General features: G+C 70.2%; 13 protein-coding genes, 1 tRNA gene and 1 pseudogene. 7 read left to right on the top strand and 8 right to left on the bottom strand.

Annotated features, from left to right (window positions below):
- The first annotated feature begins 30 nt into the window (after positions 1 to 30).
- Entirely contained in the window at positions 31 to 804 is a 774-nt protein-coding gene (locus tag ACIHFE_RS32110; RefSeq protein WP_400112251.1) for a cyclase family protein, read from the top strand.
- A gap of 111 nt (positions 805 to 915) precedes the next feature.
- Here the strand turns inward: ACIHFE_RS32110 and ACIHFE_RS32105 are convergent, their stop codons facing one another.
- Positions 916 to 2412, bottom strand: a complete 1497-nt coding sequence (locus ACIHFE_RS32105; RefSeq protein WP_400112249.1) for a class I adenylate-forming enzyme family protein — start codon at positions 2410 to 2412, stop codon at positions 916 to 918.
- 186 nt (positions 2413 to 2598) lie between these two features.
- On the opposite strand from ACIHFE_RS32105, the gene ACIHFE_RS32100 reads away from it, so the two are divergent.
- On the top strand, positions 2599 to 4194 hold the full coding sequence (locus ACIHFE_RS32100) for an FAD-dependent monooxygenase (protein ID WP_400112247.1): 1596 nt from the start codon (positions 2599 to 2601) through the stop codon (positions 4192 to 4194).
- Between the two features lie 190 nt (positions 4195 to 4384).
- Here ACIHFE_RS32100 and ACIHFE_RS32095 read toward each other — a convergent pair whose 3' ends face one another.
- Entirely contained in the window at positions 4385 to 4810 is a 426-nt protein-coding gene (locus tag ACIHFE_RS32095) for a nuclear transport factor 2 family protein (protein WP_400112245.1), read from the bottom strand.
- Positions 4811 to 5011: 201 nt separating this feature from the next.
- On the opposite strand from ACIHFE_RS32095, the gene fabG reads away from it, so the two are divergent.
- The 3 genes from fabG to ACIHFE_RS32080 are packed head-to-tail and all read left to right on the top strand — an operon-like array spanning position 5012 to position 7382.
- Positions 5012 to 5803: a 3-oxoacyl-ACP reductase FabG gene (gene fabG, locus ACIHFE_RS32090; RefSeq protein ID WP_400112243.1), complete on the top strand. Its 792-nt coding sequence runs from the start codon at positions 5012 to 5014 to the stop codon at positions 5801 to 5803.
- 14 nt (positions 5804 to 5817) lie between these two features.
- A complete protein-coding gene (locus ACIHFE_RS32085; protein ID WP_400112242.1) occupies positions 5818 to 6756 on the top strand; it encodes an aromatase/cyclase in 939 nt (312 codons plus the stop codon).
- A gap of 38 nt (positions 6757 to 6794) precedes the next feature.
- Complete coding sequence (locus ACIHFE_RS32080; protein WP_400112240.1) at positions 6795 to 7382, top strand: antibiotic biosynthesis monooxygenase family protein; 588 nt, start codon at positions 6795 to 6797, stop codon at positions 7380 to 7382.
- A gap of 71 nt (positions 7383 to 7453) precedes the next feature.
- Here the strand turns inward: ACIHFE_RS32080 and ACIHFE_RS32075 are convergent, their stop codons facing one another.
- The 5 genes from ACIHFE_RS32075 to ACIHFE_RS32055 form a co-directional block, all read right to left on the bottom strand.
- Entirely contained in the window at positions 7454 to 8059 is a 606-nt protein-coding gene (locus ACIHFE_RS32075; RefSeq protein WP_400112239.1) for an antibiotic biosynthesis monooxygenase family protein, read from the bottom strand.
- A 45-nt stretch (positions 8060 to 8104) separates the two neighbouring features.
- Positions 8105 to 8866 carry an NAD-dependent epimerase/dehydratase family protein gene (locus tag ACIHFE_RS32070; protein ID WP_400112237.1) on the bottom strand — a complete coding sequence of 254 codons (762 nt, stop codon included), beginning with the start codon at positions 8864 to 8866 and terminating at the stop codon, positions 8105 to 8107.
- 11 nt (positions 8867 to 8877) lie between these two features.
- Entirely contained in the window at positions 8878 to 10041 is a 1164-nt protein-coding gene (locus ACIHFE_RS32065; RefSeq protein WP_400112235.1) for a nucleotide disphospho-sugar-binding domain-containing protein, read from the bottom strand.
- Between the two features lie 12 nt (positions 10042 to 10053).
- Positions 10054 to 11199, bottom strand: coding sequence for a nucleotide disphospho-sugar-binding domain-containing protein (locus ACIHFE_RS32060; RefSeq protein WP_400112233.1), 1146 nt, complete (start codon positions 11197 to 11199; stop codon positions 10054 to 10056).
- A gap of 78 nt (positions 11200 to 11277) precedes the next feature.
- The gene (locus ACIHFE_RS32055) at positions 11278 to 12309 is read right to left on the bottom strand and encodes a methyltransferase (protein ID WP_400112231.1); all 1032 of its coding nucleotides are present in this window, start codon (positions 12307 to 12309) and stop codon (positions 11278 to 11280) included.
- 358 nt (positions 12310 to 12667) lie between these two features.
- On the opposite strand from ACIHFE_RS32055, the gene ACIHFE_RS32050 reads away from it, so the two are divergent.
- Positions 12668 to 13753, top strand: coding sequence for a MupA/Atu3671 family FMN-dependent luciferase-like monooxygenase (locus ACIHFE_RS32050; protein ID WP_400112229.1), 1086 nt, complete (start codon positions 12668 to 12670; stop codon positions 13751 to 13753).
- Between the two features lie 29 nt (positions 13754 to 13782).
- Positions 13783 to 13855, top strand: a tRNA-Lys gene (locus ACIHFE_RS32045).
- A gap of 257 nt (positions 13856 to 14112) precedes the next feature.
- Here the strand turns inward: ACIHFE_RS32045 and xerC are convergent.
- Positions 14113 to 14607 (bottom strand): annotated as a pseudogene (gene xerC / locus ACIHFE_RS32040) (tyrosine recombinase XerC); the annotation flags it as partial.
- Positions 14608 to 14876 lie beyond the last annotated feature (269 nt).

Genomic DNA, 14876 nt, shown 5'->3' with positions numbered 1-14876 from the left:
GCCTGACCTTCGTCCGAAGGAGAACCAGCCATGCGCTTGATAGACATCTCGTCCCCGGTGGACGCCTCCGGCTGGGAGCCCGAGCCGATCTCCCACACGGTGATGTCCCCCGCCGAGGGGGCCACGCATATGAGCGAGGAGATGCGCGCGCACTTCGGTATCGAGTTCGATGCCTCGGTGCTGCCGGACGGCGAGCTGCTGTCCATCGACACCCTCAGCCTGACCACCCACACCGGCACCCATATCGACGCCCCCTCGCACTATGGCTCGCGCGGGCCGGGCGGGGCCCGGCCCCGGAACATCGACGAGATGCCGCTGGAGTGGTTCCACAACCCCGCAGTGGTGCTGGACCTCACCGGCTGTGAACCGGGCGCGGTGGACGCGGACTTCATCGCCAAGCGGCTGGCGGACATCGGGTACGAGCCCAGCCCGCTGGACATCGTGCTGCTGAAGACCGGCGCCTCCGAACTGGTCGGCAAGCCCGAGTACTTCACCAACTTCGTGGGGCTGGACGGCTCGGCCGTCAACCTGCTGATGGACATGGGGGTCCGGGTCATCGGCACGGACGCCTTCAGCCTGGACGCGCCGTTCACCGACATGATCCGGCGCTACCAGGAGAGCGGGGACCGCAGCGTGCTGTGGCCGGCCCACTTCGCGGGCCGCGAGCGGGAGTTCTGCCAGATCGAGCGGCTGGCCAACCTGGACGCGCTGCCGCCCTTCGGCTTCACGGTCTCCTGCTTCCCGATCAAGGTGGTCGGCGCCGGGGCGGGCTGGGCCCGCGCGGTGGCCATGCTGGAGGAGTAGATTCCGTCGCCGGGTTCCCCGCGCCCCACCAGGGGCGCGGGGCGGCTCTCCCATGCGGCTCCGCCGCGTGGGCGCGACCAGCCCATAACGGCCCGCACCCGGCACACCCGCTCAGCCCCGCAGCTCCGCCTCCCGCAGCTCACGCCGGGAGATCTTGCCGTTGTGGGAGCGCGGAACGGCATCCACGAAAACCAGCCGCTCGATGTGCTCGTAGTACGGCACCTGCGAGTTCACAAAAGAGCGGATCTCCTCGGCGGAGGCATCCGCGCCCTCCGCCCGTACCACCAGGGCATGCGCCACCGAACCGCTCTCCGCGTGCGGGAAGTCGTAGACAACCCCCTCCCGGACCGCGGCATGCCGCGCCAGCACCCGCTCGATCTCAGCCGGCGACACCAGCCAGTTGTCGTGCTTGAAGACATCCTTGAGCCGGTCCACCAGGAACAGCCGGCCCTCCTCGTCCTGGTAGCCCAGGTCACCGGTGGCGAACCAGCCCTCCTCGTCCAGCGGCGAGGGCAGACCCAGATAGCCCTTCATCAACTGGGGCCCGCGCACCAGCACTTCGCCCTTCTCGCCGGCGGCCAGCGGCTCCCGGCTGTCCACCCCGACGATCCGGCACTCGGTGCCGCCGCCCACCACCTTGCCCACCGAGCCGTGCACCGGCCCGGACAGGGTGTCCGAGTGGGTCAGCGGGGAGGTCTCGGCCAGCCCGTACCCCTGGGCCACCGGAATCCCGAAGTGCGCCGAGAGCGCGGCCGCGGCGGCCGTCGGCAGGCCGGTGCCGCCGGACATGATGCCCCGCACCGTGGTCAGCTTCAGGCCGGGCAGCCGGGGGTCCTCGGCCAGCCGGATCAGCCGCACCGGCAGGCTGTAGTAGTGGCTGGCGCCCTGCTCATTGGCCATGGCGAGGGCTGCCGCCGAGTCCGGTGCCGCGCACAGCACCTGTCCGGCGGCGGCCGCGACGCCCGCGTTGAGGTGCATCGGGTGGAAGTTGGGCAGATGGTTGAGCATCCGGCTGTCGCCGTCCAGGCCGTGCGCCTCGGCGATCTGCGCCGCGTTGACCACCAGGTTGCGGTGGGTGAGCTGAACGGCCTTGGCCGGTCCGGTGGTTCCGCTGGTGAACTGGATGCAGGCCACGTCGTCCGGCTGGTACGCGGACCGTCCGGCGGCCTGCGGCCCCTCGCCCAGCAGCTCCTGGAACGCCTCGGTGCCCAGCACGATCCGCCGCCGGACGTGGTCCGGGGTCCCCTCCTGGTCCAGGCGCTCGGCGATCTCCGGCGAGGAGATCAGCACCTTGGCCCCGGAGAGGGTGAGCACATGCCGCAGCGCGGGGCCGCGCAGCAGTGGGTTGACGATGGCGATCACACAGCGGGCGCGGGCGATGCCGTAGTACGCGGCCGCGAACTCCGGGTCCAGCGTGGAGACCAGGGCCACCACGTCCCCGGGCTCGGTGCCGGCGGCCAGCCCGGCGGCCACGGCGGTGGCCGTGGCGTCCAGCTCGGCGAAGGTGACGGTGCGGTCCGCGGTGACGATCGCGGGGCGGTCCGGCGCCGAACGGGCGGCGTCGCCCAGCAGGGCGTCGAGCGGGCGGTTGTCATTGGCGAACACCATGGGTCAGGCTCCATCCGCGATGGTGAGGGGTGTGCCGTCCCAGCCTGGCCAGTGCCCGCAGGGCGCCGCTCGAAGCCCGTTCGACCCCGGCCCGCGGGGCGTCGAACCGCCCTGGATTCCGCCTCCAATGCCGCTGCGGACCCTGATGGGGTCGGGAGACGAGTGCGGAGAGGACCGGAACACGGTATGAGCGACGGAACGAGCGGCCCCGCGCAGGTACTGATAGCGGGCGCCGGACCGGTCGGACTGACCATGGCCCATGAGCTCACCCGCCGGGGGGTCCGGGTCCGGGTGGTGGACGCCGCGGACGGCCCCGCGGTGACGAGCCGGGCCGTCGCCACCCACGCCCGGTCCATGGAGGTCTACGACCAGATGGGCGTGGCCCCCCAACTGCTGGCCCGGGGCCGGAAGATGCAGGCGTTCAGCATGCACAAGAGCGGCACCCGGCTGGCCCGGATGAACGCCGACTACAGTGCCCTGCCCACCCGTTACCCGCAGACCACGCTGATGGAGCAGGCGGTCACGGAGGGGGTCCTCCGGGAGGCCCTGGCCGAGCTGGGCGTCAAGGTCGAATGGGGCGTAAAGCTCGGGGAGTTCAGCCAGGAGGGCGAGCAGGTCACCGCCACCCTGCACCACTCGGGCGGCACCGAGGAGACGGTGACGGCGCCCTGGCTGGTGGGCTGCGACGGCGGCCACAGCCATGTGCGCAAGACCCTGGGCCTCAGGCTGATCGGCGACTCCACCGAGACCTGGCTGATCGCCGACGCCGAGGTGGACATGGACGTCCCCGACGACTCCATCCACTGGCTGCATGTCGAGGGCGGCACCATCATGGCCGTCCCCTTCCCGGAGACCGGCAAGTGGCGGCTGCTGGACACGGTGGACGTCAACTACGGCGGGGACCCCGCAGAGGTGGCCAAGCGGTTCTCCCGCAAGCTCAGCAAGGGCTTCGGGGTCCGGGCGAAGGTTTATGAGCCCAGCTGGGTCTCGGTGTTCACCATCCAGCAGCGGATGATCGAACGGATGCGGGTGGGCCGCTGCTTTGTCGCCGGCGACGCCGCGCATGTCCACAGCCCGGCCTCCGGCCAGGGCATGAACACCGGTGTCCAGGACGCCTTCAACCTGGCCTGGAAGCTGGCCATGGTGGTGCACGGCCAGGCCGCCGAGTCGCTGCTGGACAGCTACAGCGCGGAGCGGGTGCCGGTGGGCAAGGTGCTGCTGGGCGCCACCCGGACCGCCACCGCGCTGGTCGCGCTGAAGGGCGCGCTCCAGGAGATCATGCTGCCGGTGGCGTTCGGGGTGGTGCGCAATGTGCCGCCGCTGAAGAGCCGCATCGAGCGCAAGATCATGGCGGCGATGTCGGGTCTGAAGCTGTCCTATCCCGACAGCCCGCTGACCGTCCCGGCGGCCGGTGCCCCGGACGGGCAGCTGCCCCGGCCCGGCGACCGGGCCGCCCGGTTCGGCGCCGCCGAGGTCGAACACTCGCCCGGCTGCGCGGAGTTGGTCTCGGCGCTGCGGGATCCTCGCTGGACGCTGCTGGTCTTCCCGTCCGCGGGTGGGGGCTCCGACGCGGCTGACGCGGTGCGGGCGTCTGTGGCGTGGGTGTCGGTGCGGGTGGCCGGCGACGATCTGCCCGACCCGGATGCGGGGCTGCGGCGGGCTCTGGGCGTGGGTGCGCAGGGTTGGCTGCTGATCCGGCCGGACGGTTATGTCGCCGCGCGCGGCGAGGCGGTTTCCGCTGACGCGTTGAAGGGTGCCGTGTCCTTCGGCTGGGCCAGGTGACCGTCTCGGCCGGCTGAGTTGTCTTTCGGGTGCGGGTGCTGCGTGGCTGGTCGCGCAGCACCCGCACCCCTGAGGGCGCCCCTTCGGGGCGCGTCCGGGGGCGTGCCCAAGGGGGGCGTACCCGGCACATACGACTGCCCCCGTCCCGCGGGGGCGCTGGACGGGGGCAGTCGGTCTGGGGAGGCCGGGATCAGGCGAGGTCGTCGCGGGTGACCTGGCGGTCCTGGACCAGCCAGTTGTCACCGTCGCGGACCAGTTTGTCCGCACACACGGTGCTGACCCGGATCGCGGCCTGGCCGCCCCGCGGGGTCTCGATCACCAGCGCGTAGCAGCGGGCAACGACCGCGTCCTGGTCGCCGGACTCCACCGAGACCATGCCCAGCCAGTGGCGCCGCTGGATCTGCTTGGCCGCGTACTCCTCGGTGGCCTTGCGGGCCGCCGCCTCGATGGCGGTCCGGCCGGTGACCGGCTCCGGGTGGGCGTTGGCGGCGAACACGCCGTCCTCGGTGAAGGTGGCGGCCCACTCCGCGACCTTGCCGTCGTCGAGGAGCTGCATCTGCTGGGCGTAGAACTGCTGCACCTGGTAGTAGAGCGTGGCAGCGTCGACTGCGGTCACGATCGGGTCCTCTCTCGGCTCTGAACTCGCCTTTCGCAACCGATGGTGCGGTGGTCCGTTCGCACCGCTGTCGAGCGCGGGTGGAAGCACCGGCCGGTCCCGCCCCGGATCAAGGCCCCCTCGAACCGACTTCAAAGCGGCCCCGACAACGCCCGGACATGCTCGGCCCGGAGAGAAGTTTCCGAGGGGAGCACACCGAGCATGACTGACACCGCCACCCAGCAGAAGGTCGCCCTGATCACCGGCGGCACCAGCGGCATCGGCCTGGCCTCGGCCCGGGCGCTCGGCCGGGCCGGGATGAAGGTCTTCATCTGCGCACGGAACGCCGAGTCCGTGGAGCTCCGGGTCAAGGAGCTGCGCGCGGAGGGCCTGGAGGCCGATGGCGCGGTCGCCGATGTGACCGACGCGCAGGGCGTGCTGGACCTGGTCCGCACCGTCGTGGAGCGGCACGGCCGGATCGATGTGCTGGTCAACAACGCGGGCCGCAGTGGTGGTGGCGTCACCGCCGACATCGCCGACGAGCTGTGGGACGACGTCATCGCCACCAACCTCACCAGCGTCTTCCGGCTGACCCGCGCCGTGCTGCGCGAGGGCGGCATCCGCGAGCGCGGCTGGGGCCGGATCATCAATATCGCGTCCACGGCGGGTAAGCAGGGTGTGGTGCTGGGTGCTCCGTACTCGGCGTCCAAGCATGGGGTGGTCGGTTTCACCAAGGCGCTGGGCAATGAGCTGGCGCCGACCGGGATCACGGTGAACGCGGTGTGCCCGGGTTATGTGGAGACGCCGATGGCGCAGCGGGTGCGGGCCGGTTACGCGGCCGCGTATGAGACGTCCGAGGACGCGATTCTGGAGAAGTTCCAGGCGAAGATCCCGCTGGGCCGTTACTCCACGCCCGAGGAGGTGGCCGGTCTGGTCGGTTACCTGGCCTCGGACACCGCCGCTTCCATTACCTCCCAGGCGCTCAATGTCTGCGGCGGTCTGGGCAACTTCTAAGGGACTCAAGAGACATGACTATTCGTGAGGTTGAGCACGAGATCACGGTGGCGGCGCCGGCCGCCGAGGTGTACCGCCTGATCGCCGAGGTGGAGAACTGGCCGCTGATCTTCCCGCCGAGTGTGTATGTGGAGCAGGAGCCGCTGGGGGAGGGCCAGGAGCGCATCCGGATCTGGGCGACGGCCAATGGGTCGGCCAAGAACTGGACTTCGCGGCGAACGCTGGACCCTCAGGGGCTGCGGATCACTTTCCGGCAGGAGGTGTCGGCTCCGCCGGTGGCGTCGATGGGCGGCACCTGGATCATCGAGCCGCTGTCGGACGCCGAGTCGCGGATCCGGCTGCTGCATGACTACCGGGCCATCGACGACGATCCGGAGAAGCTGGCCTGGATCGATCAGGCCGTGGACCGCAACAGCCGCTCCGAACTGGCCTCCCTCAAGGAGAACATCGAGCGCGCCACCGGCGCCGAGGAGTTGACCTTCTCCTTCGAGGACACCATCCGCATCGCCGGTTCGGCCAAGGATGTCTATGACTTCATCAACGAGGCCCAGCTGTGGACCGAGCGGCTGCCGCATGTGGGCCGGGTGGAGCTGACCGAGGACACCCCGGGCCTGCAGACGCTGGAGATGGACACCGTCGCCAAGGACGGTTCCCAGCACACCACCAAGTCGATCCGGGTCTGCTTCCCGCACGAGAAGATCGTCTACAAGCAGATCACCCTGCCCGCGCTGATGGTGCTGCACACCGGCTACTGGCGGTTTGTGGAGGACGGCGACGGGGTGCTGGCCACCTCGCAGCACACCGTCACCCTCAACACCGCCAACATCACCAAGATTCTCGGCCCGGAGGCCGGGGTCACCGAGGCCCGCGAGTTTGTGCACAGCGCGCTGAGCACCAACTCCCGCGCCACGCTGGGCCACGCCCAGCGCTACGCCGAGCAGCGCCACAGCTGACCGCCGAGCCCGCCGAACAACTCACCGGAAGGCAGGACATGTTCACCGTCATCAACACCTTCACCCTCAAGAACCCCGAGCAGGCGGCCGAGTTCGAGGGCCGCTTCCTGGAGCACGTCGAGTGGATGCGCGCCCAGGAGGGCTTCATCGGCCACCAGGCGGTCCGGCTGGCCGAGCGCCCCGAGGTCTATGTCAACCTCGGCTGGTGGCGTGAGCCGGGCGTCTTCCAGGCCGTCCTGGCCAGCGAGACCTTCCAGGCGCACGCCAAGGAGTTCCACCAGCTGGTGGAGGTCGTCGCCGACCCCTCGATGAACGCCGTCACCGTCAACGAGGGCCACACCGAGGGTGAGGTGATCGTGGTCGAGCACTGGACCACCGAGGCCGAGGCCGCGGAGTTCGAGGCCGCCTACCGGGCGTACGCCGAGGCGGCCGGCGGCTTCACGCGGCTCGACCTCAGCCGTGCGCTGATGCGTCCGGGCGCCTTCACCGCCACCACCTGGTGGCCCTCGGAGGACGCCTACGCCAAGGCCACGGCCGGCGAGCAGTACGCCGCGGTGGCCAAGCTCGGTGAGGTCCGCGCCGAGCGCGCGGTGCATGTGGCGCGTAACGCCGCTCCCGCCAACTGACCCCCCACAAACGGCTGAAGGGCCCGGCATCCGCCGGGCCCTTCAGCCGTTCGCCGTTCGCCGCGGCCGGGTCAGGCCGTGGCCTCCTCGCGGACCACGGTGAACTCCTCGGCCCCGGCCAGCGCCGGCGCACCGGCCGCGGCGCGGAAGGACTCGGCGTCCCGCCACCAGGTCAGCAGGTAGAGGGCGTCCTGGTCGTCCTCGTCCTCGGCGCGCACCCGCACCAGCTGGTCGGCCAGCAGGCCGTCGGTGGAGCGCAGCGCGGCCACCGCGGCGGTGGTCTCCGTCAGCGCCGCCTCGGCGTCGCCCTCGACGGCGAACCGGGTCAGGCCCAGGACGCCGGCGGCCGCCTCGGCGAAGCCGCCGTCCACGGTGCTGCCGTTGACCTTCTCGTGGCGGGCTATGGAGAAGTAGCGGATGCCCACGTTGCGGAACAGGGCCGGGTCGCCCATCAGGTTGCGCCGCGCGTCCTCGTCCTGCCACCAGGAGGTGATCAGGTACTGGCCGTCCTGCGCGGTGGCGGCGGCGAAGCTCAGCCGCAGGGCGCCCTCGGCCTCGTTGAAGACCTTCACATGGTCGGGGAAGACCTCCTCGAACTCCTCGTTGTCACCGCCGAGGTCGGGCCGGATGGTGAAGCGGGCGATCGATACGGTCAGGCCGGTCGCGTTCTGGGTCATGGCCGGGGTGCTGCCTTTCTGTCTTTCCGTGAAATGCCGGGGAGGTCAGTGCTGAAGCTGAGCCGGTGCGTAGGCCGGCACATATTGGTCGAGCACGTCTCGGTAGTAGTCGGGACCGAAGCCCATCCGGCCGACCGAGGGCACCAGTCGGGCCAGCTTCTCGGTGGAGACCGGCTGGGCGCCGGAGCCGTCGGTGAAGTGGTGTTCGGCCCGTACGCCCAGGCAGGACTCGATGCGGCCGACGATGTCCTCCACCGGCACCGCGCTGCCGGAGGCGACGTTCACCACCTCGCGGGTGATGCCGCTGCCCAGCAGCCCGTCGACGATCTGCACCACGTCCACCACATCGATGACGTCCCGCTGGGCGCCGCGGTGGATCCGTACGCTCCCGCCGGCCACCTGCCGCACCAGCGAGGGCAGCAGTTGGTGGGGCGGCTGCAACGGGCCGACCACATGCGCCAGGCGCAGGATCAGGTAGTCGGCGCGGGAGCTGGCGATGGCCGCCTCCAGCGCGAGCTTGTGCCGCCCATAGGGGGTGGACGGTCTGACCGGCCCGTCCTCCCGGCCGGCACCGCTCTGCGGCAGGGAGTACATGCCGGTGGCGGCGGTGGAGAAGAAGACCAGCCGCTCACCGCTCTGCTCACAGCGCTGTACGGCCTGGTAGACCAGGTCCACCTCGCGGGTGAAGTCGGCCTGTGAGGTGTCCCCGGCCGCCGACACCCCCGCGGCCAGCAGTACGACGTCCGGGTGGACGTCGGCCAGCGGCCGCAGGTGCCCGGCGAGGAAACCCCGTCCGATGATCTCCAACTTGGTTCCCCTCAGCTGTGTGCGGCGAGTTCTACGAGTTCGGGTACCAGCGCGACGGGGGACGGCATCCCGGCGGCCGCGTCCCTGAGGACGCTCGCGGCCTTGGGGTACCGGTCGTCGCCGAGCAGCTCCAGCACGGCCTGCCGCACCTGGTCCGGATCGTCCTGGTCCCGGGGGTCGTCCAGCGCCAGCGCCGTCCCGACCGCCGCCAACCGTTCCGCGTGGTGGAATTGGTCGCCGATCTGCGGCAGCACCAGCTGGGGAACCCCCAGGGCGGTGGCGGTCATCGAGGTGCCCGCACCGCCGTGGTGGACCAGCAGGTCGCAGTCGGCCAGGAAGAGGGTCAGCGGAGTGGGGTCCACATACCGGACGTTGGCCGGCGCCTCACCGACCAGCTTCCGGTCCCGCTGCCCAATGGTGACCAGCACCTCCGTCTCCGGCAGCCGGCCACAGGCGGCGATCACCTGCCGGAACAGCCCGGCGCCGTTGAGCCGCAGCGTCTGGTTGCCCAGGCTGACGCAGACCCGCCGCCGCCCCCCGGTGCGCCGCGCCCATGAGGGAAGCACACCGGCACCGTTGAACGGTACGTAGCGCATCGGCCGGCCCGGCGCCGCCTCGGGCAGCTGGAGCCCGGGCGGGCAGGGGTCCAGGATCAGATCCGGCTCCGGCAGGCCCGGCAGGCCCAGCTCCCGGCACATCGGCCCCAGCAGCTTGGCGGCCAGCCGGGTCAGCGGACCGCTGAGCGGGTCCACCCCCCACCGGTGCCGGACCAGTGGCACGCCCAGCGCCCCGGCCACCACCGCCCCGGCGAAGTCGACCTCCTCCGAGACCACCAGGTCCGGCCGCCACTCACGGGCGAACTCCAGGTACTCCGGCAGTACTTCCCGGTCGTCGATGATCCAGGCGTCCCAACCGGTCTCGATCCGGCCGAACATGGCGCGGCCGAAGGCCTGGGCCGGCCGGATGCCCTCCGGCAGATAGGCGCTGATCCGGGCGTTGATGTCGATCTCCCGGCCGCGGGTCACCACGCCCAGACCGGCGGCCAGCGGACCGGCCGCCATGTCCGGACGGCCCAGACCCAGCACCTCGTGCCCGGCCGACCGCAGTGCCTGGCCGAGCGCCGACATCGCCGCGAAATGCGAGGCCGTCGGACTGCTCATCATCAGTACGCGCACGTGCGGGCTCCGTTATCGGGTGAGTTGCTCAAGCACCGGGACCAGCTCGGCCGGCGACTGCTGGGCCGCCATGGAGTCCGCCAGGTCCCGGGCCGCCTTGTGGAAGCGTTCCTCCTCCAGCAGGGTGCGCACCGCCTCGCGCACCACCGCCGGGTCGTCCTGCTCCGCCGCGTCCTCGATGGTCAGACCGGCGCCATAGGCGGCCAGCCGGGTACCCATCTCGGGGTGGCCGATCCACTGCGGCAGCACCAGCTGGGGCACGCCCAGACCGCAGGCGGTCAGTGCGGTGCCCGGGCCGCCATGGCTGACCAGCAGGTCGCAGCTGTCCAGGAACAGGTTGAGCGGAGTGGTGTCCACCAGCCGGACGTTCTCCGGCAGTTCGCCGATCGCCTCGTGGAACTCGGCTGCGGCGGTGACTATCACCTCCACGTCGTCCATCCCCTGGAAGGCCTCGATCACATGCTTCTGCAGCGGCACACCGTTGAACAGCAGCGTCCGGTTGCCCAGGCTGACGCACACCCGGCGCGGACGGTTGCGGCGGCGGGCCCAATCGGGCGCCTTGCCACTGCCGTTGAACGGCACATGCCGCACCAGGTGGTCCGAGACCACCCCGGGCATCTGCAGCTCCGGCGGACACGGGTCGACGACCACCGTGGGGCCGGCATAACCGTCCAGGCCCATCCGGCGGCAGGCCGCCTCGAAGTACTCCGGCGCCGAGGCATGGGCCCGGTCGGTGCAGGTGTCCGGGCCCAGCCGGTGGTGCACCGAGGGAACGCCCAGCGCCGCGGCCACCATCGGGCCGGCGAACTCCATCCGATCGGAGATCACCAGGTCCGGCTTCCACCACTGGGCGAACTCCAGGTAGCGGGAGAGCAGATAGCGGGCGTGGATCTGCCACATCCGGGCGGACATCATCAACGACTGCGGGGTGGGCAGGCCGGCCAGCTCCACCAGTCGCTTGTCCCCCTTCAGTTGGCGCAGCACCAGGTCGTCGGTGTGGTACGCCTCGCCCACCCGCGCAAAGCCCAGCCCGGCGGACTCCACGGTCGAAGCCAGGTCCGGCTGGCCCGCGACGATCACCTCGTGCCCGGCGGCACGCATCGCCCAGGCGAGCGGGATCACATGCGTGATGTGCGAGGGGTGGGGGATAGCCGTCACAAGAACGCGCATAGGGTCTCGCAGACTCGATAGATAGCTGGGGAGGGAGAGTTGGCGACCGCGGCCGGACCGGCCGGGTCAGCGGTCCTTGACCGCGACCAGCACCACGTCATTGCCGATGGTGACGATGTTGTGGAAGCCGGCCACCCTGAAGCCCGCCTTCTCCACCCAGGTGCGGTACTCGTCGACCGTGTACTCGGTGCCGCCCGTGGTCAGTGCCACATTCAGGCTGCCCAGCAGGGAGTGCAGGTCCGGCTTGGCCGGGTCCAGCATCTGGTCGTAGATCACCAGCGCGCCACCGGGACGGATCACCGGGAACGCCCGCTCCACCAGCTCCTGGGCCTGGTCCGCCGGCCAGTCGTGCAGCACATGCCCGAAGATCAGCACATCGGTCTCGGGCATCGGGTCGGCGAAGAAGTCACCGCCGTGGAAGCGCACCCGGTCCTTGGTGCCCAGGTTCTCCATGTGCTCGTCGAACACCGGCTCAACCGCGGGCAGTTCGAAGACACCGCCGGTCAGGTGCGCGTGCTCGCGCACGATCTGCGCGGCCAGGTTGCCGCGGGCGCCGCCGACGTCCACGAAGGAGGTGTACTGGCTCCAGTCCAGCAGCCCGGCGAGCTGGGGGCCGACCATGGCGTGGGCCGAGTCCATGTGGGCCAGGAACTTCTTGGCCATCTCCGGGTTCTCGTACAGCTTCTTGAACGGGTCGGGCCCCAGCGTGCGGCCGGCCTTGGGCTCACCGTCCTTGAGCGCCTCGGTGAGCTTGCCCCACATGGGGTAGTGCCGCTGGGAGGCGACCCGGCAGAGGTCGCCCATATAGCCATCCGCACCGGGCACCAACAGACGCTGGGCCGCGGGGGAGTTGGCGTAGGTGCCGTCGTCCGCCTTGCTCAGCAGGTCAAGCGCGACCAGCGAGTCAAGGAAGTGCTCGGAGAGACGGGGGTGCAATCCGAGCACTTCCCTGATCTGCGCCTCACTCGCCGGTCCCTTGGCGAGGAGATCGAAGACGCCCAGCTCCACAGCACTGTGAAGGAGCCTGGACTGGGCGTAGGCGTTGCTGAGCCGGCCAATGGCCACGGCTTCCGCGATGGCTTCCAAGTCCGCTGTCACTTCGGGGGCCTTCCCGTTCGGTCGATCCACGTCCGGTCATGGTCACCACGCCGGTTAGAGGATCCCTCAAGGCCCGTTATCCGCTTACTGGTTCTTCTTGCGGATCACATTCCGGTAGTAGCCGATGCAGAAGAGGATGGCACCGATTCCCAAGCCGGCCCACATCATGTCCGTACTCCCATTCGTTCGTCGCCCTGTCGGCAGTAGCCATGTTGTCCGGGGCGGTGGGGCCGGGACAAGGGACATATATGCGGGCTTCGACGGTATAAATGTCGTGCCCGGGCCGGACCGGCCGGGCCGGCCGCCCGCTAGGCCGCCCCTCCAGGCCGCCTCGAATGCCCTGGATCACCCTGACCGCATGCGGGAAAACCAGGACGACATCGATTTCGGACTCTTCTTCTTCGCGGCGGTGGGCGACCAGTCGGCCGCCACCTACCGGCTGATGCTGGACAGTGCGCGCGAAGCCGACCGGCTGGGTTTCTCCTTTGTCTCCACGCCGGAGCGGCACTTCCACCGGTTCGGCGGGGCGTTCCCCAACCCGGCCGTCTCCTGCGCCGCCATCGCCGCGGTGACCGAGCATGTCCAGGTCCGCGCCGGCAGCGTGATCACTCCGCTGCACCCCACCGCCCGGGTGGTGGAGGACTTCGCCATGGTCGACGGCATCTCCGGCGGCCGGGTGGGGATCTCGGTGGGCTCCGGCTGGAACGTCAATGACTTCGTACTGGCCAAGGACGAGTTCGAGACCCGCCGCGAGCGCATGGTGAAGGACATTCACCTGATCCGCGAGGTGTGGGCCAACGGCAAGTGGCGGGACACCAACTCCAAGGGCACCGAAGTGGAGTTGGATGTCTTTCCCCGCCCGGTGCAGCCCGAGCTGGACATCTGGATCACCGCCTCGCGCAGCGAGGAGACCTTCCGCCAGGCCGGTGAGCTGGGCACCAACCTCCTCACCCACCTGGAGAACCAGGACCCCGAGGCGCTGGCCGCCAAGATCGCCGTCTATCGCGAGGCCCGCAAGCTGGCCGGCTGGTCCGGCCCCGGCAAGGTCACGCTGATGATGCACACCTTCGTCGCCGACACCGACGAGGAGGCCCGCTCCTACGCCACCCCCTGGCTCAAGCGCTATCTGCTCACCGCCATCGACCTGGAGGCCAAGGCGGTCAGCTCCGGCGGCCTGATGAGCGGCAGCAAGCAGGGCAGCGACTTCATGTCCGCCGAACACGCCCGGGCCCGGCTGGCCGAGCTGGGCGTCAACCGCTACCTGGACGGCCGTTCGCTGATCGGCTCGGTGGCGCACTGCGCCGAGGTGGTCCGCCGGGTACGTGCGGCGGGCGTGGACGAGATCGCCTGCCTGATCGACTTCGTGGGTGAGCCGGAGCGTGTGGTGGCCGCGCTGACCCCGCTGGCGGAGGTCCACCGCATGGCGGCGGCCGACCGGAGCTGACCGGCCGTCGCGGGCTATGCTGCGGGGGCGGGCCGTTAGCTCAATTGGCAGAGCAGTGGACTTTTAATCCATTGGTTGTGGGTTCGAGTCCCACACGGCCTACCGCCCGATGAGGTCACAGCACCACCTGTGACCTGCATCTTTTCGCCCCGGCTGGGTTTCTCCAGCCGGGGCGAAGGCGTATTTTCCGCCTTCTGCGTGAGCGATGCGTGAGCGGCGGTGTCTCCAGCCGTTGCCGGGCGTGCCCGGGGGACCAGCCGCTCGGCAGCCTCGGCCACCTCCCGATCGACCTCGGGGAGCAGGCTCGTGTACGTATCCGAGGTGAGCTTGATGGAGGACTGCCGCAAGGTCTCCTTGATGGTGTGGATGTCTCCGCCACCTCCATGGATCAGAGTCGCGGCGACGTGGCGCAGATCACGAAGGTTGATCGGTGGCAGTCCGGCCGCCTTGGAGATGCGCCGGAACGCCTCGGACACCTTCTCGGGATGCAGCCAGGAGCCGTCCTCCTCGGTGAAGACCTTGCCCGTGTTGACCCACGCTGCGCCCCACTTGAGACGCTCTTTGTTCTGCCGTACCCGATGGGCCCTCAGAACGGCCACAACGCCGCTGGAGAGGGCGATCGTGCCCGCGCTGCCGTCCGTCTTCGGATCGGACTCGTAGGGCGTCCAGCCGTCCTGTACGAGTTCCTTGGCCACCGTCAGGCTGGCGCCGTCCAGGTCCACGTTCTCCCAGTCCTGGCCCACGCCCTCGCCGCGCCGCAGCCCGCGGTGGGCGACCAGGTGGAAGAAGGCGTACAGCCGGTCCTTCTCGGCTTCGTCCAGGAAGGCGCCAACCTGGATTGGCGTCCACACCATGACGGGGCTCGGCTTCTCGCCGGTCTCAAGCCACCGCTGCACCCGCTCCTCGGTCCACAGCAGCGCCTTGGGTCGCTTCCCGGACTCCAGTTCGACATGCTCGGCCGGATTGAAGGTGATGAGCTGCTGCGCGATGGCCGCGTTCAGGACGGATTCCGCTACTTCCGCAACGAAAGCGACGGCGAACCCTACGCCGTCCCGGAGAACGGTCCCGCCATCGCCGTCCCGCTGCGTGCCAAGGCCCACAGCGCCTCCGGCAGCCTGCGCCA

It is taken from the genome of Streptomyces sp. NPDC052396 (genome assembly GCF_044593195.1).
In the GTDB taxonomy this organism is placed as follows: Bacteria; Actinomycetota; Actinomycetes; order Streptomycetales; family Streptomycetaceae; genus Streptomyces.
This window is presented reverse-complemented; position numbering and strand designations above follow the sequence as displayed.

Excerpts from the sequence above, each read along its gene's own strand:
- ACIHFE_RS32110 (WP_400112251.1), top strand. The coding sequence starts at position 31 with ATGCGCTTGATAGACATCTCGTCCCCGGTGGACGCCTCCGGCTGGGAG.
- ACIHFE_RS32105 (WP_400112249.1), bottom strand. The coding sequence starts at position 2,412 with ATGGTGTTCGCCAATGACAACCGCCCGCTCGACGCCCTGCTGGGCGAC.
- ACIHFE_RS32100 (WP_400112247.1), top strand. The coding sequence starts at position 2,599 with ATGAGCGACGGAACGAGCGGCCCCGCGCAGGTACTGATAGCGGGCGCC.
- fabG (WP_400112243.1), top strand. The coding sequence starts at position 5,012 with ATGACTGACACCGCCACCCAGCAGAAGGTCGCCCTGATCACCGGCGGC.
- ACIHFE_RS32085 (WP_400112242.1), top strand. The coding sequence starts at position 5,818 with ATGACTATTCGTGAGGTTGAGCACGAGATCACGGTGGCGGCGCCGGCC.
- ACIHFE_RS32080 (WP_400112240.1), top strand. The coding sequence starts at position 6,795 with ATGTTCACCGTCATCAACACCTTCACCCTCAAGAACCCCGAGCAGGCG.
- ACIHFE_RS32075 (WP_400112239.1), bottom strand. The coding sequence starts at position 8,059 with ATGACCCAGAACGCGACCGGCCTGACCGTATCGATCGCCCGCTTCACC.
- ACIHFE_RS32050 (WP_400112229.1), top strand. The coding sequence starts at position 12,668 with ATGCGGGAAAACCAGGACGACATCGATTTCGGACTCTTCTTCTTCGCG.